This window comes from Acinetobacter sp. 12966 (assembly GCF_031196995.1).
Classification (GTDB): Bacteria; Pseudomonadota; Gammaproteobacteria; order Pseudomonadales; family Moraxellaceae; genus Acinetobacter; species Acinetobacter geminorum.
The window spans coordinates 14,117-35,193 of sequence record NZ_JAVIMC010000135.1 but is presented as its reverse complement, the minus strand read 5'-3'; the positions used below and the strand labels follow the sequence as shown (position 1 = coordinate 35,193).

The window sequence follows — 21,077 nt, the reverse complement described above, 5'->3', positions numbered from 1 at the left end:
AGTAATACTGAACAGCGCTTTGCAAAATGGGGCCTGTCAATATACCCCATTTTGGTTAAACCTTTCTATTTACTAATTTTTTATTTAAAAATTCCAAGTCATAGATAAAGTTGCCTTTAAAGGTTCACCGGGTTGTACCCATTCATCTGTATAACTTGAAACGTAATAATCTTTATCAAAGACATTATCAACATTCAACTGTACCCTTAAATCTGGGCGTACTTGCATATATCCACCGACATTAACCACTGTAAACTCAGGCAAACTTGTTCCATTATCGATATAGTTGGCACTACGTTTACCAAAGTAATTGATGTTGCCTACTAAGCCAGCAGCCCTTCCAAATAATTCAAACTGATAATCTGCGTTTAAGTTTGCAGTGTGCTTAGGAATATTTTTTAGGCGAGCGCCTTTGGCATCGACTTCACTTTCTAAAACAGAAGCTTTCGTTAAAGTATAATTCGCGCCCACATTCAAATGATCGCTAAACTTGTGCTTTAACTCAATTTCAACACCATGACTTTGGACGCGACCACTATCTACATAACTGTCGGTTATACCTTCAGTCAGTAAGTGTTGTTTATCTAAATCAAAATAAGTTAGACCAAACCAGCTTTGCGGTAAAAATTGGTATTTTGTCCCAATTTCCCAGCTCTTGGTTTTCTCTGGGTCATACAGTCGATTCTCTTTATTAAGACCTGTATTTAACTCAAAAGATTTTCCCCAATTACTATAGAAAGAAAGCTTTGTTGTAGGTTGATAGTTCACTCCAACACGTGGACTCAAAGGTGTAAATTTTTGCTGAGCCGATATTCCTGTTCTGTAGTCATCAATTTGTTGCTCAAGGCGATTAAAACGCCCTCCAAGCAACAAATTCCATTGATCATTCAAAAAAATCTGGTCTTGTAAGTTCAGTCCCAGCATATTTTGAATTTCTTTGGTATTTTTGGTTATTCTGCTCAGCACTAAAATATTTTGTCCGTAAACTGGATTATAAATATTAATCGGACTAGATGTACCGACTGCATTACGAAGCTGAATTTGGTCAATGGTATAGTGCCCAGCTTCAATGTTTGCGACTACTTCGTGCCTAATTGTTCCTGTATTTAGTTTCCCGCGTAAAATCGACTGGAACTGAAATGTATCAGTTTCAAATTGTCGGTAACGTCTAAATCGGTTTGCAGTTTGACCATCTGCTGAAATACTCGAAATTTCAGTAGAGGTTCCTTCCCGTTCGCCATGACCATAGCTTAAAGCTGTTGTGTTATTCCAATTTTCATTAAATTGATGATTTAACCTTAACTGGTACAGTTGGTCTTTAACCTTAATGTCTCCATCTGAAGGCTCACCCAAAAAGGTCTTTTTGTTGACAACAAATGCCCCGTTTACCATTGGAACACCACGATCAAACACGCCTTGATGTTCAGAAAATTCTGTATCTAAATTAAGCTGCGTCTGATCCGAAATTTTCCATGCAAGTTGTGGGGCAATAAAATAATGCTGACTGTCGACATGGTCTCTGAAACTCTGATTATTTTCATAAGCCAGTCCAAGCCTATAGGCGACAGCATCATTTAATGCGCCTGTGCTATCTAATGAAGCTCGATATTCTTCTAATGTACTACCACTTAAGCTTACTTCATTTTTTGGCATCCATTCTGGTTGTTTGGTGGTAATGTTCATAATGCCACCTATAGCTCCTTGCCCATACATGGCTGCCATAGGTCCTTTTAAAAAATCAATTGCCTGAACATTCACCATATCTCTTGCAGTATGAATACCACTTAAAGAACTCAAACCATTACGTAAATAGTTTGTTCCCATGTTGGGGTCAGTACTAAAACCACGAAAAGAATAGTTATCCCAAAAACCACCACCATAACTGTCTTGATACACCACACCATTAACTAAAGCTAATGCATCACTCACACGTTGAATATTATTATTTTTAATATCTTGAGCCGATACATGAGACTTAGTAAATGGAACATCTAACAAACTATGGTCAAATTGGGTTAATGCTATTGAAGAATTAGAATTTTCGCTGCTATCTTGGGCCTTAACCGTAATTTTTTCTAGCTCGGCAATCTGGTTTTCAAGTTGGCTTTGTGCCATGACTGACATAGAAAATTGAGCAAATAAAATGCTCCACGCGAGTGGATGAAATAAAAATTTAGACATGACAAACTCTGTTTAGTAATTAAATAGGAACAGATACGTACCTAGTAATGAATTAAGCAAAACAAAGTTGTTTAGGAGGAGCTCGCCCTTGCGGTGAAAGAAATAAGCGTCTTAAATAAAATAATATATAACTTAGCGTTGCCAGCATAATGAAGCGAACAACGACACCAATTGCAAACAAGGTTAACTTGAAGCCATCAATAGTCGCAATGTGGCTATAGAGATAACAAAAATGACAGCTTAAGCTTGAGTCGTGCTGAACGTTTTTGTTTAAGAGCTTTTTATGAGAATCATTTTTTATATGGTGAGATAAATGTGGTTCAGACTGCATACTTGAATGATTCATCATTTCACTAATTTGTTCACATACCATTTGCTGATGCATTTCGCTGGGCAATAGGCTTTGCCAGAACACGAGGTTCTGTAGCAATATTGCTAGTAAGCCGATTAAAAGCCCAAACCGATACATGAAAATTAGTCTCACCAAAGTGCTGTGAAAAATAGCATATTTTTTTTAATATATTCAGCAATCTTCGACTCTCATCTTCATTGTTTTTAAAAATTGTGAATAATTTTTTACTTCTACACAAAAGATAACTTGCTCTCTTTCATTTTTCATATATGATTGAGTAATCACTCAATTAATATGTTTGTATATGGCTCGTCCTCGTAGTGAAGATAAACGTAATGCAATTTTAAGTGCTGCTATTGAAACATTAGCAGAGCTTGGCGAGCGTGCGTCTACCTCAAAAATTGCCAAAGTTGCTGGCGTGGCAGAAGGTACTTTATTTACCTATTTTAGTAATAAAGAGGAACTGCTGAACCAGTTATATCTTTCGTTAAAGGCTGAGTTACGTCAGGTCATGATGCTTAGTTACCCTGCCGATTCTGACTTACAAATACAAATGTCGCATATCTGGCAAAGCTATTTGGACTGGAGTTTAGAAGCTCCCCTTAAGCGTAAAGTCATGGCACAGCTTTCGACTTCGGAACAAATTACTGAGCAAAGCAAACAAATTGGCATGCAAACCTTTTGTGACCTCACTCAAAACATTCAAGAACGTATTAACGATGGCAGATTAAGAGACTATCCACCGTTATTTATTGCTTCAATTTTAGGTGCGCTTGCCGAAGTTACACTCAATTTTATTGCCCAAGACCCTTCTCAAGCCGAGCGTTATCGCAAATCTGGTTTTGAAGCCTTTTGGCATGCAGTTTCAATATAGATAAAAGTAAGGATGCACGGCGTCCTTATTTTTGAATGAATTAATGAGTGAGTAAATACTCATTTAAATAAATCACAATAAGTACTTAGCCCAAGTTCTTATTTGTACATATAGGTTTGTTCCAATAAGGAAAAACAAAATGACTATTTCAAACACAACAGACTTGCCTACTCCCTTAATGCCATCACAGCAACACAATGGCAAATTTAGAAATACGCGTCCGAACCAACACAAGCCTTCTTTTGGCAAAACGCTTCAACTTATGTGGAAGTTTCTATTTAATAAACCAAAAGACACTGTTCCAAACAAAGCAATTCCTGTTTTAAGTTTGTCAAAAGAACAGCTTTTAAGTGCGCCTGACCGCTCTCTATTTCGTTTGGGCCACTCAACTATCTTGTTAAAACTTCAAAATGAGTTTTGGTTAACCGACCCTGTTTTTTTAGAGCGTGCATCACCTTTTCAATGGCTTGGACCAAAACGTTTCCATCAGCCCCCAATTAGCATTGCCGAATTACCACCCATTAAAGGCGTGATTTTGTCGCATAACCACTACGACCATCTCGACTACCATGCAGTAATGCAGCTTAACGATAAAGTTGAGCACTTCTTAACTCCGCTTGGTGTGGGTGACACACTCATTAAATGGGGAATTCCAGCAGAAAAGGTTCAACAACTTGATTGGTGGGATACCACACAGGTAGATGGACTAAAATTAGTGGCTACCCCTGCCCATCATTTTTCAGGCCGTGGTATGGGTGATAGCAATGCGACACTTTGGGCATCGTGGGTGATTATTGATAATGATTTACGTGTATTTTTTAGCGGTGACACGGGATATTTTGATGGGTTTAAAGAGATTGGACATCGTTATGGACCTTTCGATCTGACCATGTTAGAAACTGGCGCTTACGACCCCGAATGGCCCGATGTTCACATGCAACCAGAGCAAACTTTACAAGCACATATCGATCTAAAAGGACGTCATTTGTTACCCGTGCATAATGGTACTTTTGATTTGGCGCTTCATGCTTGGGATGATCCATTTGAACGTATCATGGCTTTGGCTCAACAAAATAAGTTAGCGATTAGCACACCGCAAATGGGTGAACTATTGAACTTAAATGAACCAAATGTCGAAAATTATTGGTGGCGTTCGTAAGTTTGAAGAAATTATTTGGAGAGTAAAAGAATGCTTTTACTCTCCAATTTTAAAATTTTAACTTGTGTGATGTGCCTTCCACGGAAACTTAATTGTGCACAAAACAAAAACCAGAAATAAAAATTGAGAAATATACATATAGTTGAGCAAGTCTCGCCCTACTTTTAATGTAATCCAAGTGTTGTGAATGACATCACTAAATATAATAAGAAAAGTTAGAATTAAGCCGATACGAGGTCTATAAAATAGAAGAATTGCTGCAAGTGGATCAATAAACGTTAAAGATGTCCAATAAATACAAGTAAATAAAGGCGCATTGTTATAGTCCCAAAACAAACCATGCATCAAAACTGTTTGTAAATGGTTGAACCCTGCACCAATAAGGCAAAGTGCATAAATACATCTAATAGTAAATTCAGTTTTCAAAAACAACTCTCTTATTCATTCATCGTGCTATGTAAAAAATATTTTTATTCAGATAAAGCTATGCAATATTTTAATTGAAACAATCTACATAAATATAATTTAAAAGACTCTATAAATAAATGATAAATGTCTAGCCCCTTCCTCTATCTTACTTATAAGTTGTGAACTATTTGATTAAACATCTATTAGACATCCGTACGATTAAAAGAAATCAATAAAATATTTTTATTTATTAAAATTTAAATTATTCAATTAGATATATTCATAATTAACACGTTGATAGCGTTTATTTAAAACTAGAACCAACTTTGTCTTAGTTTTATTATTGACTTAAAACACAGACTACATTGGTCTGCGTTTTTAATTGATCAATTATGAAATTAAATGGCTTATATCACTAGTAGCGTCGAGTATGCGATTCACTGTCTTCTTTTTCTTGTGAACAATGAAGACACACCTTTGAGTAGTAAGGATCTTGCTGAATTACAAGGAGTCTCTCCAAGTTTTATGGCCAAGATTTTTCCTAAACTTGAAAAGGCAGGTCTCGTTATTGCTCAAGAAGGTGTTCGTGGTGGGTATTTACTCGCTCGATCCGCTCATGAAATCAGTTTTTTAGATATCGTGAATGCAATAGAAGGTGAAAAACCGCTTTTTGAGTGTCAAGAAGTTCGTGGTAAATGTGCGGTCTTTAATCATGCTCCGCCAGATTGGGCAACCAGTGGTGTGTGTGCAGTGCATGCCGTCATGCTACAGGCCGAAAAAGCCATGCGAGACGCTTTAGGTGCTCATACACTTGGCGATATTGCAGACCGTTTTGGCCGTTATGCACCTGACGTGTTTTTTAGTGATGTAAATGGCTGGATCAATGAACGCATCGAAGGAAGAACAGCAAAAATGCGTAAAAGTAAAATATCGCGGGATACCCCCGACTAATGAACTGATAGGGTTCGTACCCTAACATAAAATTCTCTTAATTCTTTTTAAACGCCTTCTCAGATTTTTCGGACAATCAGGGAAAGGATTCGCTCACCCAAAATTTTGTGATGAGCTGGAATTTGTTGTCCGAAAAATCTATCAAAAGGATAATCAAATGAGTAAGCGTATTATTATTGCTGGTTCTGGCTTTGCTGGTTTATGGGCGGCATTCGCTGCCCAAAGAGCAATTCACTTGGCTTCACAAGAACAAAACATTGAGGTGCTGATGGTTTCCCCTAGCCCAAATGTTGGGATCCGTCCTCGCCTTTATGAAGCTGTGCTTGAAAACATGAACCCTGATATTTCATAGTTATTAAGCGTGGTTGGGGTTAAATTTCTGGCAGGTTGGGTAAATAAAATTGACTCAAACCAACAGACAATCGAAGTTTCAACCACTGATGGCAACAATCAAACCTTAAGCTATGATCGTTTTATTCTGGCAACCGGTAGTACGACTTTTATGCCCCCGATATCAGGCCTTACCGAATATGGATTTAACGTAAGCACCCTAGAAGATGCTGAAAAATTAGATCAACATCTTAAAAATTTAGCCAACAAACCTGCAAATGCAGCGCGTAACACTGTAGTTGTTGCTGGTGGTGGACTGACTGGGTTAGAAACCGTGACCGAAATGCCTGAACGTCTGCGTAGTATTTTAGGCGAAACTGATATTCGTGTGGTTTTAGTTGATTCTTCAACAGAAATTGGTGCAGCAATGGGCGACCAAGCTGCTACGGTTATTCGAGAAGCCCTAAACGAGCTAGGTGTTGAAGGTAAAGCTGGGCTACGAGTTACGGCGTTAGATGCCACTGGCGTAACGCTTTCTAATGGCGAAAAAATTGAAACAGAAACTGTAATCTGGACTGCGGGCATGCGGGCCAACCCACTCGCCTCTCAAATTGCAGGTGAAAAAGATAATTTAGGCCGTTTGATTGGGGATGCTTATTTACATGCACCTGAAGCAAAAAACATTTTTGTGACTGGCGATACGGTAAAAGTTCCTACCGATGATTTAGGGAATTTTAACGTGATGTCGTGTCAGCACGCCATGAGCCTAGGTCGTGTAGCAGGTTACAATGCAGCAGCAGAATTAGTTGATTTGCCACTTCATCCATACAGCCAAACGAAGTATGTCACTTGCGTTGACTTGGGTCCTTGGGGTGCACTTTATACTGAAGGTTGGGATCGACAAGTTCAATTTGTACGTGAGGAAGCGAAAAAAATTAAACAGGAAATTAATACTGTCTGGATTTATCCACCAGTTGCAGACCGTGAAGCTGTTTTTGCAATAGCCAATCCTGATTTTGTGATTGTTCCTTAAATTTAACCTGGCAGGATCAATCCATTTATTTAAAAACCCTAAAAGTAAGCCCATCTCTGGTTCTACTTTTAGGGTTTATATTTGAATTATTAAATTATGACTTTTCAAGCGTTTCTATAATCGCTAAAGCCGTCTTCTTAGCTGAAAACGGGTTTTGGCCAGTAATCAAGTTGCCATCCTGAACCACGTGTGGTGCAAATGGAATAAAGGCCTTATCATAATGTGCACCATATTCTTTAGCTAATTCTTCAGCATTGTATGGCACCTTTTTTGCCACTCCTGCCAAAACCTCTTCACTCCATGCAAAGCCTGTTAATTTTTTGCCTGTTATAAGTCGTTCACCATTTGAAAGTCTGACATTCAGCAAGCCACAATAGCCATGACAAACACTCGAAACAATGCCGCCTTTTTCATAAATATTTTTGGTGATTTCTTGAAGTTCGGGATTATCTAAAAAATCCCACATCACCCCATGACCACCTGTGTAATAGATCACGTCATAATCTTGCCAATTAATATCAGAAGGCTTAAAGGTATTTGCCAGCAGCGTAATAAAAGCCTGATCTTTTTCTCGGTCTTTAACTGACTTATCAGCAACGAGAGGCACAAGCGATTTTGGTTCAATTGGAGTTTTTCCGCCATTTGGACTCACGATATCTTGCACATAACCTTGTTTTTCAAACTCATCATAAGCATGGGTGAGTTCGCCTAACCACAGCCCTGTTGGTTCATCAACATCTTTATAGCGTGAAATATTGGTCACGACATGTAATATGCGTTTAGACATTTCATCACCTCATTTTTCATACTTATAATTCTATCTTTCATCTATCAAAACATAGAAAGCTGTTACTGAAAGTGTGCGCTTGGTAAAGTTATGAACCTTGCTTTTACATTACTATAAGTCTAAAGTTAACTTTAATGTCAATAGAGTATGTGGCTATGAATATTAGCGAGTTATCGAAACTAAGCGGCTTAAGCACCCCTACAATTCGTTATTACGAGCAAATCAAACTCTTACCTAAAGCAAAAAGAAAATCGAATGGCTATCGTGAATATACCGATAACGATTTAAAGCAGCTTTCCCTCATTCAGCAAGCCCAGCAAGTCGGGTTTTCTTTAGCAGAAATTAAAGCTTTTTTGCCATCAAAAGTTGCTACTTGGAACCATGATGCACTCATCCAAACGCTTGAATCCAAAATTCAGGAAATAGAACTTTTAGAAGAAAAGTTAAAAGTAAGTAAGCAAAATTTACGAACCATGGTTGAAGCTATTAATAACAAACCAGATGAAATTACTTGCGAAGAAAATGCAGAACGACTTATGAATCTCTATTTCGACAAAGTAAACACTCAGTAGTTTTTAACTTCAAATAGAAGTTTTTTTATATAAATAATATAGAAAAAACTAGACTATCTTTTGATAGTGAAGACCTATTGCTCCAGAAGCAAAAGTTTTATTTTCAATGAGTTTAAGATTAGTCTTTTCCTGAATACCTTGAAATAGTCGCAAGCCTTCACCAATCAATACAGGCGAAATCGTAATTTTGTATTCATCAATTAAACCAAGTTGCATGAAATAGTGTGCAAATCGAGGGCTCCCCAAAATAATCATATCCTTGCCAGATTGCTGTTTGAGCTTATTAATTTCATCTTCAACATGATCTTTTACAAGTCTGGAATGATTCCACTCAACTTTATCTAAGGTTGTTGAAAAAACGATTTTCTCAGTCTTTTCAATCCATTCAGCATGATTTCGCTCATGTTCCGAAGCTTCTGGATTTGAAAGCATGGTTGGCCAATAATTATGCATCATCTGGTAAGTCGCACGTCCCCAAATCACCGTATCGACAGTGCTCAAAATTTCTCTTGCATGTTTTGCCAAATCGGCATCATAAGCAATCCATCCTATGTCCATTGCCCCATTTGGACCTTCAACAAAACCGTCAAGCGATGCGTGTAAAAACAGAATTAATTTTCTCATTATTCTCATTCCTCTATTAAATAACGATCAACGAACCAGAATCTGGCAGCTCAGTCACTAGCTTATAACCCATCAATTTTGCTGGTGTATATGTACCACCTTTAACGGTATTTTTGAGTAAATAATTCACTACTGTCAGTGAGCCATTTACGGTACTGTGACAATTCAAATACAGCGATTTCACCCGTAATATCTAAATGGTGAGCGCCTGCTTTAATGCTCGCTTCCATCATAGGTTTTGATGATGCTGAAAATGGCCCTGCACAGTGCATGACCAGTTTAAAACCTTGGAGTTGCCCACTTACCGCATCTACGTTATCCACCCCAAAAGCTTTAGTCGAGTCCCAACTCTTGAGCAAGTACAGCAACTTTTGCTTTATAACGACCAGCCAAAGTTGGTTTTAGCGCTTGGCGTACAGCTACACGAGCGATTAACTCGCCCGTGTAGCCATTTGCTCCATAAATTATCCAGTTTGAATCGTTAATTTGTCATAACACAACTCACTTATTAAGAAGCAAATGAATAGTCACGCATGCCTTTTTTGTATTGGCGGGTACGGCATGACATCGCTGATTGTTGCAAAATTAAAGCCCAAGCTGGTGAAACATTTGGTTTTGTTTTTTTACCAGAGCTTAAATTACGTAACTGGAATTTAACCACCGCCATATTGGCAAGCGAAGCAAGTGTTTTGTTCTTCCAAGTAATCGGTTTTAATTCAGGAGTAAGATTCTGGCCTTGTTTCCAAGCATTTGGCAAATTAGGTTCAATTGCTAAAGCTGTGGCAATACCGACCATATCTACACCGCTTTCAATTACTTTCTCTGCCACTTGTTTACGGCGTATGCCACCTGTCACCATAACAGGCATTTTGGCAACTTTACGAATCTCTTGCGCAAATTCTAAAAAATAAGCTTCACGAGCAAGAGTACGGCCATCACGAGCTTGACCTTGCATGGCAGGTGCTTCATAGCTACCGCCTGAAAGTTCAACCAAATCTACAGCGTGTTCATTTAGCATTTTAACTACTTGTTGAGCATCTTCAGCACTAAATCCACCGCGTTGGAAGTCGGCTGAGTTCAGTTTTACTGCAACAGTAAACTGAGGCGAAACTACTTTACGAACTGCTTCCACAATCTCAATTAAAATGCGAGCGCGGTTTTCTAAAGAACCACCCCACTGATCTTGGCGTTTATTGCTGAGAGGAGAAAGAAACTGGCTTAATAAGTAACCATGTGCTGCATGAATTTCTACACCTGTAAATCCTGCTTTTTCACCTAAACGCGCCGTGTTTGCAAAACGCTGAATCACCTCTGCAATCATAGATTCAGTCATTTCAATTGGCGTATTAAAGCGATTTGACATTTTGCCAAGATCAAGTGAAATAGCCGATGGCGCCCAAGTCTGCTGACCAAGGTTCGCTTGCATTTGACGCCCCGGATGGTTAATTTGAAGCCAAACCTGAGTACCTTTTGAACGACCAATTTGTGCCCATTTTTTAAAAGTATCTAGATGCTGCTCATCTTCTAATACTACACCACCCGGTCCAGTCATCGCTCGGCGGTCTACCATCACATTTCCAGTAATAATTAGACCTACGCCACCATTTGCCCAAGCTTGATATAAACGTATTAATTCTTCTGATGGTGCATGGTTTAAATCAGCCATGTTTTCTTCCATTGCCGCTTTAGCAATACGGTTAGAAACATATGAGCCATTTGGGAATACTAATTTTTCGAACACTTTCATTGGAATGACCTCATTCAGTATGGCTTTACTTTAAGGTTAAAGCTAGCTTTAATGTCAATACCTTTTAGTATTTCTATATTTAGACATTTGAATTCATTAATTTTTATATAAAAAAAAGAGGCACTTAATAGGCCTCTTTTTTAAAGTTTAAATCTTTAAATTATTCACGAATAAACGCCAACAAATCAGCATTAATCACTTCATGGTTTACAGTTAACATACCGTGAGAAAAACCTGGGTAGATTTTGAGTTGGCTATTTTGAAGTAACTCTGCAGATTTTACGCCAGACGTTTTATAAGGCACGATCTGGTCACCGTCACCATGTAACACTAAAACAGGAATGGTGATTTTCTTTAAATCTTCGGTAAAGTCAGTTTGTGAGAACGCCACAATACCATCGTAATGCGCTTTTGCACTACCCGTCATACCCTGACGCCACCAGTTAGAGATGATGCCTTCAGAGGGTTTCGCATCTGGTCGGTTAAAACCATAGAACGGGCCAGATGGCAAGTCGCGGAAAAATTGCGCACGGTTTGTAAGGACTTGGTTTTGAAGGTCATCAAAAACTTCTTTTGGTAAACCTTCAGGATTATTTTCAGTTTTAACCATTAGTGGGGGTACTGCACTGACAAGTACAGCTTTTTTAACATTGTCTTGGCCATGACGTGCAATATAGTGAACCACTTCACCGCCACCCGTTGAATGGCCAATGTGAATTGCATTTTTAATATTTAGATGTTTAACCACTTCTGCAACGTCATCTGCATAATGGTCCATATCGTGACCATCCCACACCTGACTCGAACGCCCATGTCCACGGCGGTCATGAGCAACTACACGAAAACCTTCTTTAAGGAAAAAAAGCAATTGCGTGTCCCAATCATCTGAACTTAAAGGCCAACCGTGATGAAAAAATAAAACTTGGGCATCGCGTGGTCCCCAATCTTTATAGAAAATTTCTACGCCATCTTTTGTGGTTACATATCCCATCTTTGTTCTCCTAATGAAAAACTGCTTGTTGATTCGTTATAAAGATTTGAATATTTATACTCAGTTAAAATGAGCTTTGATGTTCTAATAACAATGTTGCACATAAATTAACATGCTCTGATATGAGCAACAGTAATTACTCAGTCAATTAATGTAAAAGTAATTTTTTTCGGTTGATATCTATTCTAGTACTGAATTTTTTACTTTCGTGAAAATAGCTAAGAAAATAATGGCGAATGAAAAGGTTGATTAAACGTCGTTCCAACCTCCATACAATTATATATAATTTAAAACAATGATTGGATTAAAAAAACCTATTACAAAATATTTAAAAATCATTTAAATACAATATATTAAAATCAATAAGGCATACATTACCTTTCAAAAAGTCGTCTTATTAAACTATTGATTAAATTTAGCTTTGTTTCAATTTTGATATTAATAAGAAAACTTGATAGTAAGGGATATTTACTGTGAATCAGACTCAACATTACACCACGGAAGTTGCAATTTTAGGTGCAGGCCCAGTTGGGTTAACAATTGCAAATTATTTAAGTAAACAAGGTGTACAAGTTACTGTTATTGAACAACTAGACCAACTCATTGATTATCCAAGAGCGATTGGTATTGATGATGAATCATTACGCACGATTCAGTCAGTAGGTTTAATCAAACAAGTTTTACCGCACACTACCCCTAATCATGCTATGCGGTTTTTAACACCTAAAGGTCGCTGTTTTGCGGATATTCAGCCTATGACTCGCGAATTTGGCTGGCCACGTCGTAATGCATTTATCCAACCCCAAGTTGACCGTGTTTTACTGGAAGGTTTAGCAGCCTATCCAACCACAGAGGTGCGTTTTTCACGTCAATTAAATAGCTTCACTCAAGACAAAGACCATGTAACGTTAAATTTAACGACTAAAGATCAAAAGCAGGAAATTGTTCAAGCGCAGTATTTAATTGCTTGCGATGGTGGAAATTCATTTGTACGCCGTACACTTAACATTAATTTTGAGGGTGAAACTGCTCCAAACCAATGGATTGTTATTGATCTTGCCAACGATCCACTAGCGACGCCTCATGTATATTTATGCTGTGATCCTGTACGTCCTTATGTATCGGCAGCTTTGCCACATGGTATTCGTCGTTTTGAGTTTATGGTAATGCCTGGAGAAACTCAGGAAGAATTGAGTAAACCCGAAAATATTAATCGTTTATTGAGTAAAGTTTTACCTCATACGGACAATATCGAAGTGATACGTCAACGTGTTTATACACACAATGCACGGATTGCAGACCGTTTTCGTGTAGACCGTATTTTATTAGCTGGAGATGCAGCACATATTATGCCTGTATGGCAAGGTCAAGGTTACAATAGTGGCATGCGTGATGCTTTTAATCTTGCTTGGAAAATGGCATTAGTCATTAAAAAAATTGCAAAACCAGAGATTCTAGACAGTTACCAACTAGAAAGAAAAGACCACGCTCAAGCCATGATTAATTTATCTGTTTTAGCAGGACATGTTCTTGCTCCACCAAAGAAATGGCAAGGTGTTCTTCGTGACGGTATTGCTTATGTATTAAATTACATACAACCGATAAAACGTTATTTGTTAGAAATGCGTTTTAAACCCATGCCGAAATATCATCAAGGCATATTGGCACCTTTTCCAGAAAAGAATACACCTGTCGGCAAGATGTTCATCCAGCCTCATGTCCAGCTTGAAAATAAAGACAAAGTTTTACTCGACGAAGTGATTGGTAATAACTTTGCCATTCTTGCTTGGGGAGTTAATCCTACTTGGGGAATCTCACCAAATAGTATGAAAAAATGGGCTAAATTAGGTATTAAATTTATTCAAGTCATACCTGCGATTCAGTTAGACGCTCCGAATCGACCTTCTGACGAACATGTAATTACTATTGGTGATCTAGACACTGAAATTCGCTCTTGGTTTAGCCAAACAAATCAATCTATGGTGATTTTAAGACCTGACCGTTTTATTGCAGGTCTCGCCATTCCTCAAACTGTAAATAGTATAAGTGAAGAACTGTTCCAAAAAATGCATTTGATCAACTAAGTATAATTAAGCCATTCTTTAGAATGGCTTTTTTAAAATGCAAAATTTAGATGAAACTGTTTTTTAAGTACATCCAAAATTAAATCTATAGCTTTGTTTACATGGTCTTTGCGATAAGAAACGTGTAGACCTATCATTGGTAAAGGTTCTACCGTCTTTTTAACTACAATTTTATCCCCTAACAATGGAATAACATACTGAGGAACGAGACTCCAACCAATTTCCATTCCCACTAAATTAACATTGAGTAAAATGTTGGTTGAATGCTGCACAATATTAACATTCAGTTTAGATTTTTTAAAAAAACCATCAATAATTCGATAAAGCTCAGGTGAAGCTTCTTCATTACACATCACAAAATTATGATGCTCAAAACTTTTTATACTAATGCGTTCTTGCTGTGCTTCTGGCGAGTTTTTAGGAATAATTAAAGTGAGTGGCTCTTGGAAGATTTGAATAGAAACCAGTTCACCTGTATTTGCCCCATAACGCGTAAAAGCAATATCTATTTCCCCCTTTTTAAGCGCCTGTAGTTGAGCATCATCAGTTAAACTTTGAAAATCAATTTTAAGCTCTGGGAAATGCGCTCTAATATTCGGCATGATATAAGAAAAAACTTTCATTTCAGCGACTGGAACAAAGCCAATATTTAATTGTTCTTGTTCAACTTTTGCAGTTTGTCTAGCCAAGCTAATGGCTTTCTCGGTGTGTTCTAAAATAATAAGCGCTTCTTTAAAAAAAACTTCCCCTGCTTTTGTAAGCTCGACTTTTCGTTTGCTGCGTATAAAAAGCTGAACACCAACTTCATCTTCTAAGTCTTTAATCTGTTGACTGAGCGAAGGCTGTACCGTATGCATTCGTAATGCTGCTTTCGTAAAATTTAGCTCTTCAGCGACCGCAACAAAATAGCGTAAGTGACGTAATTCCATGTCATATCCCAATTTTTGTGTTTGTATCTCGATTACATAGCCAACGATATAAAAATAAAGTCATTATCGTTAGCCATGCACATAACTGGTAAGTTTTCTCATAGCCTATATGGGCAATAATAAATCCTACCATAAGCGAACCAATCGCCATCCCTAAATCAAATAAAGTAAAAAAGGTTGAAACCGCATACCCAATTCTGTTTTTCTCGACCGTTTGTATAGCCATGGTTTGAAAAACAGGAAAAAGTGAGCCATACCCCGCACCGATTAAAGCAGCAGCAAACCAATATTCCCACTGGGTTTGCATTTGACTCACCAAGAACAATCCTACCGAAAAAAGAATAAACGAAGGATAAACAACTGAGTTAGCCCCTCTTTTATCGTATGAATAGCCAACCCAAGGACGCGCCATAATCATTGATATTGCAAAAACAATAAAAAATACACTTGTTGCAGGGAGTAAGTTTTTAGTTTCACTATAGATACTTATAAAGCTCATGATGCTTGAATAAGCCATTGCAACGAATAATGCAATCAAACCAATAGGAATTACTTTCCTTTCAATAATATCGTTTAAACTAATTTTCTTCTTTGCTTGTACCCACTGCCTATCTTTTAACGATGTCACCGGTATAAGAAAGCAAAAAAATAAACCCATACATACAATTAAAGTGAGAAGAATAAATAGGTTATAAAAACTAGTGTAACGTAGAGTAGCTAGTGCAATCATTGGCCCAAATACAACCGCTAAATTTGTAGACATGACGAAATACCCCATGCCTTCGCCTTTCCTCTGCTCTGGAATGAATTCATTCACAATAGGTACGGTGACCGTAGTTAAAATACTAAACCAGATTCCATGCACGAATCGGATCATCAGTAATATCCATAGTTGATTTACACATAAATAACCAAGCGCCAAAAATGCAAACAGTAATGCTGAACCTCGCAACACTGTTTTTTCGCCGAAACGTTCAATGATCAAACCAGCAAAAGGACGAATGGCAATCGATGAAATCAAAAATAAAGTTAATGCCAAACCTGCCTGACTAATTGAACCTGATAATTCTTTTAAAATATAAAGGGGTAATATGGTGAGCAAAGCATAGTAATAAATGAATAAAAAAAGGTTGTTTAATACACAAAGGATAAATGAACGATTCCAAAGCTTTTGCTGGGCAGCTGGGTACATTTCTCTTACTCAATTAAGGTTCTTTTTTAGAACAAGAAATAAATTCATCTGACATTTACAATGAGTGATTTGTTTTTAAGCTTGCAGTGAATAAGGTTTGAGGTTTCTTGAATAGTTTCATAAATGAAAAAAGCTCCGAAAATCTGAGCTTTTTTCATTGTTTTATTTGAGCTATTTAGTCTGATGTAATCGACGAATCACCAAAAGCATCAGTAATGCTGAAATGACAATTCCAGGAATAGCAGCGGAAATAACACCTGTAGCACCACTTCCCATGGCAAGTAACTGACCAGCAATTGCGGGACCCAACATTGCACCAATACGTCCAACTGCTGCTGCACTACCTACTCCAGTTGCCCGGATTTCAGTCGGGTACACAATACTTCCAAAAGCATATAAAACGCCTTGACCACCAATGGTAAATGTTCCCATTAAGGCTGCGGCTGCATACATTGCAGTTAAATTTCCAGCTCCATTTAAACTAAATAAACCAGCTAAAATACCTATATACATAAGTATAATCACATAAGCTTTATTCCAACGGTCAATCAAAATACCCAATACAACTGTACCAATGGCAGCTCCCATTTGAAAAAATACTTGAGCTAAGCTGCCCTGTTGACGAGAGAATCCTAACTCCATAAATAGAGACGGTAACCAACTCAACATGATGTAAACAACCATCAAGGTAAAGAAATAGCTTGCCCACAGTAATAAGGTCTGCGAAGCATAATTATTTTGAAAAAGGTTTTTAAAAGAGCTTTGTATATACGTAATCGATTTATCTTGAAATCTCGTTTGTAAAAACTCTCGAGATTCTGGTAAAAATTTGACCATAAGAGGAATCACAAGCAATGGAACAATTCCTCCTACATAGAAAATCGTTTGCCAGTGACCGCTTACATCGTAGGCTGCTAGTAAAGATACTAAGATGGCTCCTATTGGCATACCACAATACATTAGGCCAACGGCACGACCACGATTTTCGTTAGAAACAGCTTCTGAAACAAGAGCAATCAAATTCGGCATTGCAGCCCCTAAACCTGCTCCAGCAAGAAAGCGTACCAATAGCAAAGTATAGAAAGTATTTACCCAGACTGTAAAAAGGGTAAATACAGCAAAAATAGCCACAGCTCCGATCAACACCATCTTACGGCCAATGCGGTCTGCATAACGTCCACCAATTAATGCACCGGGTAATAACCCCAATATTCCTGCACTAAAAAAATACCTAGTTGAGAGCTATTTAAACCAAAGGATTCTCGAATACCAACAGCCGCAATACCAGCTGCCTGTATATCAATTCCCTCAATCACAGCGATTAGAAAACAAATGGCGATCGTAATAATAGAGTGCTTATTTCCTGCACGGTTCATAGAAAAATCCTTTTCTATCAGTTTGAAAAATCACAGCACATCATTTATTAATCACTTTGATTTCGACATTAGCCTTAAGTTTTATTTATCCGTAAAAACAAAAAAGAAAAAAATTTCATTTTCTTTAATATATTTTATTCTTAGACAAATCACTTATAATTAAGTATGAAAATTAAATTAAATTTCAGTTAGTTAGAGATAAATTAGCAAGCTTTTTAAATTTATATATCTAAAAAACAGATTAATCTCGATGAAACAAAACTGCTTTTTCAATAGTTAAAAGTTATTATACAGTTCAAATTAAGTATTAATGCTTTCAATTTTTATGTGATATCTATAATCAGGCATAAAAAAACCGTCATATAATCATGACGGTTTTTCTTTTCAACGTTAAATAGGTCTTTAGTATAACGACTTTATTTAAATTAATTTTCGCAATTCAATTGAGACATCTAGCATTTTTTCTTTATCAAAGGCGATAGAACTAGAAACCAATTTTTTTAAATGCCTCACATCTTTAGCTTGATTAACAGCAATACCAGCAACAACAATGCCTTGATCTAATCCAAATAAGGTAAATCCCACTTTTTGATTTTCTTGCGGATTCATATTGCCTCGAATATGCCACTCTTTTGCCGACATATCTCCAACAAATTGAAAGTTCAGGTCATATTGGTCGGTCCAAAACCATGATGGATTTACTTTAGGATGCTCTACCTGCATAACATGACGAGCAAAAGTACCCGCTTGGTTATTGGCATTTTCCCAAGTTTCTATACGAATATAATGACCATTAGTACTTAGTTGTGTTGCTACATCACCAGCAGCATAAATATCTGGATGGGAAGTCTGACAATTTTCATTCACTTTAATAGCAAAATCTACGTCTAAACCAGCGTCTACGGCCAATTGGGCATTTGGCACAATTCCAACCCCATAAACAATAGCATCGGCAATGATCTCTTCACCACTTTCCAATAGAATGACAATTTCTTCGCCGCGCAGTTCGGTATCAGCAATTTTCACATTGAGTCGAATATCAACACCTCGACTACGGTGCTGATCAAGTAAAAAGTCACTAATTATGGCTGGCGAACGTCCCATGATCATTGCACTTTGTTCTAGAACAGTTACATGACAACCTTTAAATCGAGCACTAGACGCTAACTCTAGACCAATGACACCACCACCAACCAATACAATCCGATTCTTTGGCTGAAAAACCGGAATTAAAGCTTGTGAATCGTCTAGATTCCGTAGGGTATAAACCTTTTTACCCACCCCATCCAAAACCGGAAGACGGCGAGGTGAACCACCAGTTGCCAATAATAACTTGTCATAATAGACATGTTCACCATTTTCCAAAATCACTTGATATTGTTCAGGTACAATCTTTACAACGGCATTACCTTTAATGAACTCAACACCTAGGTCTTCTAGTTTCTGTTGAGACAGAATCTCAATTTTAGTCTGTTCAGGTCTGAGAATCATATCTTTAGACAAAGGCGGACGCTCATAAGGTAAATGGGGTTCATCACCTATTAAAATAATTCGACCTTCATATTTGTTAGCACGTAATTCTAAAATAGCACTTGCACCAGCTTGCCCGGCACCAATAATGACAATAGTTTGAATATTCATTGCTTACCCTTTATTTCAGCTCGGCAGAGACTATGCCAAAGCCAGCAATCCATTCACTGATTGGTTCATAGCAATGTAAGGTCATTTCATAATCACCCACTGTGTGTAGTGCAGCAAAAGCAGCCATCCAAGTTCGGACTTCTTGTCCCCCGCGCCCACCTTCACGTCGTATTTCGTCTTCAGTCATCGCTTCAAGCGCAATAAAGTCTGCATTTTTGAATTTTTCCAATAACCGCTCATCCCACTCCGGATTAAGCGGTACAGATACACTCTTGTCACCTGCTGCTAAACGTTGTCCAACTGAAATGATTTTGGCCTGACGTGCATTTCTAGCTTCACTTGTAGGGTTTCGTCCAGCAATCAGAAATTCTTCAACTTCTGGTGGTACCGAACCCATCTGAGGTGTTGGAGGATCATGTGAAAGACCGCCTGTACCTAAAATCAATATACGTTCATTGTCCAGATTGATTGACTTAATAAAGGTACCAATTGCACGACCTAATGCAATAGTCCGCTTTGTGGTCGGCATTGGTGCGGCAGCACCATTAATAAATATTGGAATGGTTGGATAGCGATTAAGTTGGCCGTTACATAAAAAATGCAGCGGCTGTGTTACCCCATGATCCGCTTGCATACGATATGAATATGAAACATCTACACCTTCATCAAGGACTTTTCGAATTAAATTTAATGCTGTGTTTTCAGGCACATTAAGCTCACCAGGACCATAATTCCAGTCACCTGCTGCTGTTGCACGGACACCCACACAGAAACTCGGCATTAGATCATAAAAGAAGCCGTTAAAATGATCTGGTCCAAAGGCAATTATTAAAGTTGGGTCGTATGCTTTGACCTCTGAAGCGAGCTTTTCAAACGTCTTACGCACCGTTTGTTCTTGGTGTTGTTCTGCTGGAGACGCAAATTCCATTAGCGGGCTATGAGAAGCGCAAATAAGTTTAACAGTCATGATTTAGCTCCGAAATAAGACAGTTTTAGCTGTCTTATTAGTCCATTAATATCGGATTAAAATTAAGCATCAAAAAAGCCAGCATTCGCTTGGCGTAAGCCACGAATGCCCAAACCACAGTCAGCGTTAATGAAAACACCCGATAATGGCCGGTTATTTTGACGAGATGCGAGTAATACATAAGAGCCCGTCATATCTTCAGGTTCTGGTAAAAATTTCAGTGGCATGCCTTGCCCAATTTTTTGGGGATCGCGTGCATCAAGGAGTCCTAGATTTTCTTGCCCAAGCGAAGCAGCGCCCTTTACATTGACATTCATACCAGAGGGAGAAACCGCATTCACGCGGATTTTAGGTGCTAATTCATAAGCAAGTTCACGCACTAAACCTACACCAGCATGTTTTGAGGCAGTATAAATTGGCCCACCACCAGATGAATAAAAAGCCGAGTTAGATAAGGTAAAAATCATCGAACCTTCGGTTTTAAGTAGCTCGTCTAAAGCAGCTTTGGCACCTAACAAATAGCCTTTAGTATTAATACTCATGATTTCATCAAAGGCTTTATCTAACTGTTCGCCACTCATGTTAACGATGTCGGCATAATGATCCCAAATACCAGCGTTACCAATAAAACAGTCCAGTTTTCCAAAACGTTCTACTGTAGCCTGCACAGCACGAACGTTATCCTGAAAACTCGCCACATCTCCATTAATCGCCACAATTTTGTCACCATAGCGTGCAATCAATTCATCTATTTTTGATTGAGACCGTTGCAACACACCAACATGCGCACCCTCTTGCAAAAAGCGCTCAACCAACGCAAGCCCTAGTCCCGAACCACCACCAGTAATTAGTGCAACTTCATCCTCTAGCCAGCCCATC

17 protein-coding genes and 3 pseudogenes are annotated in these 21,077 nt (G+C 38.1%); 6 read left to right on the top strand and 14 right to left on the bottom strand.

The genetic code is table 11. The annotated features are described in order from the left end of the window. Positions 1-84 precede the first annotated feature (84 nt). Together RFW85_RS18360 and RFW85_RS18355 are read right to left on the bottom strand one after the other, a co-directional pair. Entirely contained in the window at positions 85-2,181 is a 2,097-nt protein-coding gene (locus tag RFW85_RS18360) for a TonB-dependent receptor (RefSeq protein ID WP_309171768.1), read from the bottom strand. Between the two features lie 52 nt (positions 2,182-2,233). After that, positions 2,234-2,650, bottom strand: coding sequence for a DUF2946 domain-containing protein (locus RFW85_RS18355; protein ID WP_170248808.1), 417 nt, complete (start codon positions 2,648-2,650; stop codon positions 2,234-2,236). Between the two features lie 187 nt (positions 2,651-2,837). Here RFW85_RS18355 and RFW85_RS18350 point away from each other — a divergent pair, with 187 nt between their 5' ends. Next, positions 2,838-3,407 (top strand): TetR/AcrR family transcriptional regulator, encoded by a 570-nt coding sequence (locus RFW85_RS18350; RefSeq protein WP_170248807.1) that lies wholly within the window; start codon positions 2,838-2,840, stop codon positions 3,405-3,407. Between the two features lie 139 nt (positions 3,408-3,546). After that, entirely contained in the window at positions 3,547-4,566 is a 1,020-nt protein-coding gene (locus tag RFW85_RS18345) for an MBL fold metallo-hydrolase (protein WP_170248806.1), read from the top strand. A 57-nt stretch (positions 4,567-4,623) separates the two neighbouring features. Here RFW85_RS18345 and RFW85_RS18340 read toward each other — a convergent pair whose 3' ends face one another. Next, positions 4,624-4,992, bottom strand: a complete 369-nt coding sequence (locus RFW85_RS18340; RefSeq protein WP_079381131.1) for a hypothetical protein — start codon at positions 4,990-4,992, stop codon at positions 4,624-4,626. A 384-nt stretch (positions 4,993-5,376) separates the two neighbouring features. On the opposite strand from RFW85_RS18340, the gene RFW85_RS18335 reads away from it, so the two are divergent. Together RFW85_RS18335 and RFW85_RS18330 are read left to right on the top strand one after the other, a co-directional pair. Beyond that, positions 5,377-5,925 (top strand): Rrf2 family transcriptional regulator, encoded by a 549-nt coding sequence (locus tag RFW85_RS18335; protein WP_170248805.1) that lies wholly within the window; start codon positions 5,377-5,379, stop codon positions 5,923-5,925. 157 nt (positions 5,926-6,082) lie between these two features. Further along, positions 6,083-7,288 (top strand): annotated as a pseudogene (locus RFW85_RS18330) (NAD(P)/FAD-dependent oxidoreductase). 94 nt (positions 7,289-7,382) lie between these two features. Here the strand turns inward: RFW85_RS18330 and RFW85_RS18325 are convergent. Then, positions 7,383-8,075, bottom strand: a complete 693-nt coding sequence (locus RFW85_RS18325) for a type 1 glutamine amidotransferase domain-containing protein (RefSeq protein ID WP_170248804.1) — start codon at positions 8,073-8,075, stop codon at positions 7,383-7,385. 155 nt (positions 8,076-8,230) lie between these two features. Between RFW85_RS18325 and RFW85_RS18320 the strand changes: the two genes are divergently transcribed. Further along, on the top strand, positions 8,231-8,647 hold the full coding sequence (locus RFW85_RS18320; RefSeq protein ID WP_170248803.1) for a MerR family transcriptional regulator: 417 nt from the start codon (positions 8,231-8,233) through the stop codon (positions 8,645-8,647). A gap of 48 nt (positions 8,648-8,695) precedes the next feature. Here the strand turns inward: RFW85_RS18320 and RFW85_RS18315 are convergent, their stop codons facing one another. The 4 genes and pseudogenes from RFW85_RS18315 to RFW85_RS18300 form a co-directional block, all read right to left on the bottom strand. After that, positions 8,696-9,271 (bottom strand): dihydrofolate reductase family protein, encoded by a 576-nt coding sequence (locus RFW85_RS18315; protein ID WP_170248802.1) that lies wholly within the window; start codon positions 9,269-9,271, stop codon positions 8,696-8,698. A 155-nt stretch (positions 9,272-9,426) separates the two neighbouring features. Continuing rightward, a pseudogene (locus RFW85_RS18310) lies at positions 9,427-9,757 on the bottom strand (saccharopine dehydrogenase NADP-binding domain-containing protein); the annotation flags it as partial. A 22-nt stretch (positions 9,758-9,779) separates the two neighbouring features. Next, positions 9,780-11,018 (bottom strand): NADH:flavin oxidoreductase/NADH oxidase family protein, encoded by a 1,239-nt coding sequence (locus RFW85_RS18305; protein ID WP_170248801.1) that lies wholly within the window; start codon positions 11,016-11,018, stop codon positions 9,780-9,782. A 160-nt stretch (positions 11,019-11,178) separates the two neighbouring features. Continuing rightward, a complete protein-coding gene (locus RFW85_RS18300) occupies positions 11,179-12,009 on the bottom strand; it encodes an alpha/beta fold hydrolase (RefSeq protein WP_170248800.1) in 831 nt (276 codons plus the stop codon). A gap of 473 nt (positions 12,010-12,482) precedes the next feature. Here RFW85_RS18300 and RFW85_RS18295 point away from each other — a divergent pair, with 473 nt between their 5' ends. Continuing rightward, positions 12,483-14,093, top strand: a complete 1,611-nt coding sequence (locus tag RFW85_RS18295; RefSeq protein WP_170248799.1) for a bifunctional 3-(3-hydroxy-phenyl)propionate/3-hydroxycinnamic acid hydroxylase — start codon at positions 12,483-12,485, stop codon at positions 14,091-14,093. A 32-nt stretch (positions 14,094-14,125) separates the two neighbouring features. On the opposite strand, the gene RFW85_RS18290 is transcribed toward RFW85_RS18295, so the two are convergent. The 6 genes and pseudogenes from RFW85_RS18290 to hcaB form a co-directional block, all read right to left on the bottom strand. Further along, positions 14,126-15,022 (bottom strand): LysR substrate-binding domain-containing protein, encoded by an 897-nt coding sequence (locus tag RFW85_RS18290; protein WP_170248798.1) that lies wholly within the window; start codon positions 15,020-15,022, stop codon positions 14,126-14,128. A 1-nt stretch (position 15,023) separates the two neighbouring features. Continuing rightward, positions 15,024-16,214 (bottom strand): MFS transporter, encoded by a 1,191-nt coding sequence (locus RFW85_RS18285; RefSeq protein WP_170248797.1) that lies wholly within the window; start codon positions 16,212-16,214, stop codon positions 15,024-15,026. A gap of 171 nt (positions 16,215-16,385) precedes the next feature. Next, positions 16,386-17,590, bottom strand: a pseudogene (gene mhpT, locus RFW85_RS18280) (3-(3-hydroxy-phenyl)propionate transporter MhpT). Between the two features lie 420 nt (positions 17,591-18,010). Further along, positions 18,011-19,231, bottom strand: coding sequence for a 3-phenylpropionate/cinnamic acid dioxygenase ferredoxin--NAD(+) reductase subunit (hcaD, locus tag RFW85_RS18275; protein ID WP_170248795.1), 1,221 nt, complete (start codon positions 19,229-19,231; stop codon positions 18,011-18,013). Between the two features lie 10 nt (positions 19,232-19,241). Then, positions 19,242-20,198, bottom strand: a complete 957-nt coding sequence (locus tag RFW85_RS18270; RefSeq protein ID WP_170248794.1) for a 3-carboxyethylcatechol 2,3-dioxygenase — start codon at positions 20,196-20,198, stop codon at positions 19,242-19,244. A 62-nt stretch (positions 20,199-20,260) separates the two neighbouring features. After that, positions 20,261-21,076: a 3-phenylpropionate-dihydrodiol/cinnamic acid-dihydrodiol dehydrogenase gene (gene hcaB / locus RFW85_RS18265; protein WP_170248793.1), complete on the bottom strand. Its 816-nt coding sequence runs from the start codon at positions 21,074-21,076 to the stop codon at positions 20,261-20,263. Between the last annotated feature and the right edge of the window lies 1 nt (position 21,077).

Excerpts from the sequence above, each read along its gene's own strand:
- RFW85_RS18270 (WP_170248794.1), bottom strand. The coding sequence starts at position 20,198 with ATGACTGTTAAACTTATTTGCGCTTCTCATAGCCCGCTAATGGAATTT.
- RFW85_RS18325 (WP_170248804.1), bottom strand. The coding sequence starts at position 8,075 with ATGTCTAAACGCATATTACATGTCGTGACCAATATTTCACGCTATAAA.
- RFW85_RS18285 (WP_170248797.1), bottom strand. The coding sequence starts at position 16,214 with ATGTACCCAGCTGCCCAGCAAAAGCTTTGGAATCGTTCATTTATCCTT.
- RFW85_RS18350 (WP_170248807.1), top strand. The coding sequence starts at position 2,838 with ATGGCTCGTCCTCGTAGTGAAGATAAACGTAATGCAATTTTAAGTGCT.
- RFW85_RS18305 (WP_170248801.1), bottom strand. The coding sequence starts at position 11,018 with ATGAAAGTGTTCGAAAAATTAGTATTCCCAAATGGCTCATATGTTTCT.
- RFW85_RS18290 (WP_170248798.1), bottom strand. The coding sequence starts at position 15,022 with ATGGAATTACGTCACTTACGCTATTTTGTTGCGGTCGCTGAAGAGCTA.
- hcaD (WP_170248795.1), bottom strand. The coding sequence starts at position 19,231 with ATGAATATTCAAACTATTGTCATTATTGGTGCCGGGCAAGCTGGTGCA.
- RFW85_RS18345 (WP_170248806.1), top strand. The coding sequence starts at position 3,547 with ATGACTATTTCAAACACAACAGACTTGCCTACTCCCTTAATGCCATCA.
- RFW85_RS18335 (WP_170248805.1), top strand. The coding sequence starts at position 5,377 with ATGGCTTATATCACTAGTAGCGTCGAGTATGCGATTCACTGTCTTCTT.
- RFW85_RS18300 (WP_170248800.1), bottom strand. The coding sequence starts at position 12,009 with ATGGGATATGTAACCACAAAAGATGGCGTAGAAATTTTCTATAAAGAT.
- RFW85_RS18320 (WP_170248803.1), top strand. The coding sequence starts at position 8,231 with ATGAATATTAGCGAGTTATCGAAACTAAGCGGCTTAAGCACCCCTACA.
- RFW85_RS18355 (WP_170248808.1), bottom strand. The coding sequence starts at position 2,650 with ATGTATCGGTTTGGGCTTTTAATCGGCTTACTAGCAATATTGCTACAG.
- RFW85_RS18315 (WP_170248802.1), bottom strand. The coding sequence starts at position 9,271 with ATGAGAAAATTAATTCTGTTTTTACACGCATCGCTTGACGGTTTTGTT.
- hcaB (WP_170248793.1), bottom strand. The coding sequence starts at position 21,076 with ATGGGCTGGCTAGAGGATGAAGTTGCACTAATTACTGGTGGTGGTTCG.
- RFW85_RS18360 (WP_309171768.1), bottom strand. The coding sequence starts at position 2,181 with ATGTCTAAATTTTTATTTCATCCACTCGCGTGGAGCATTTTATTTGCT.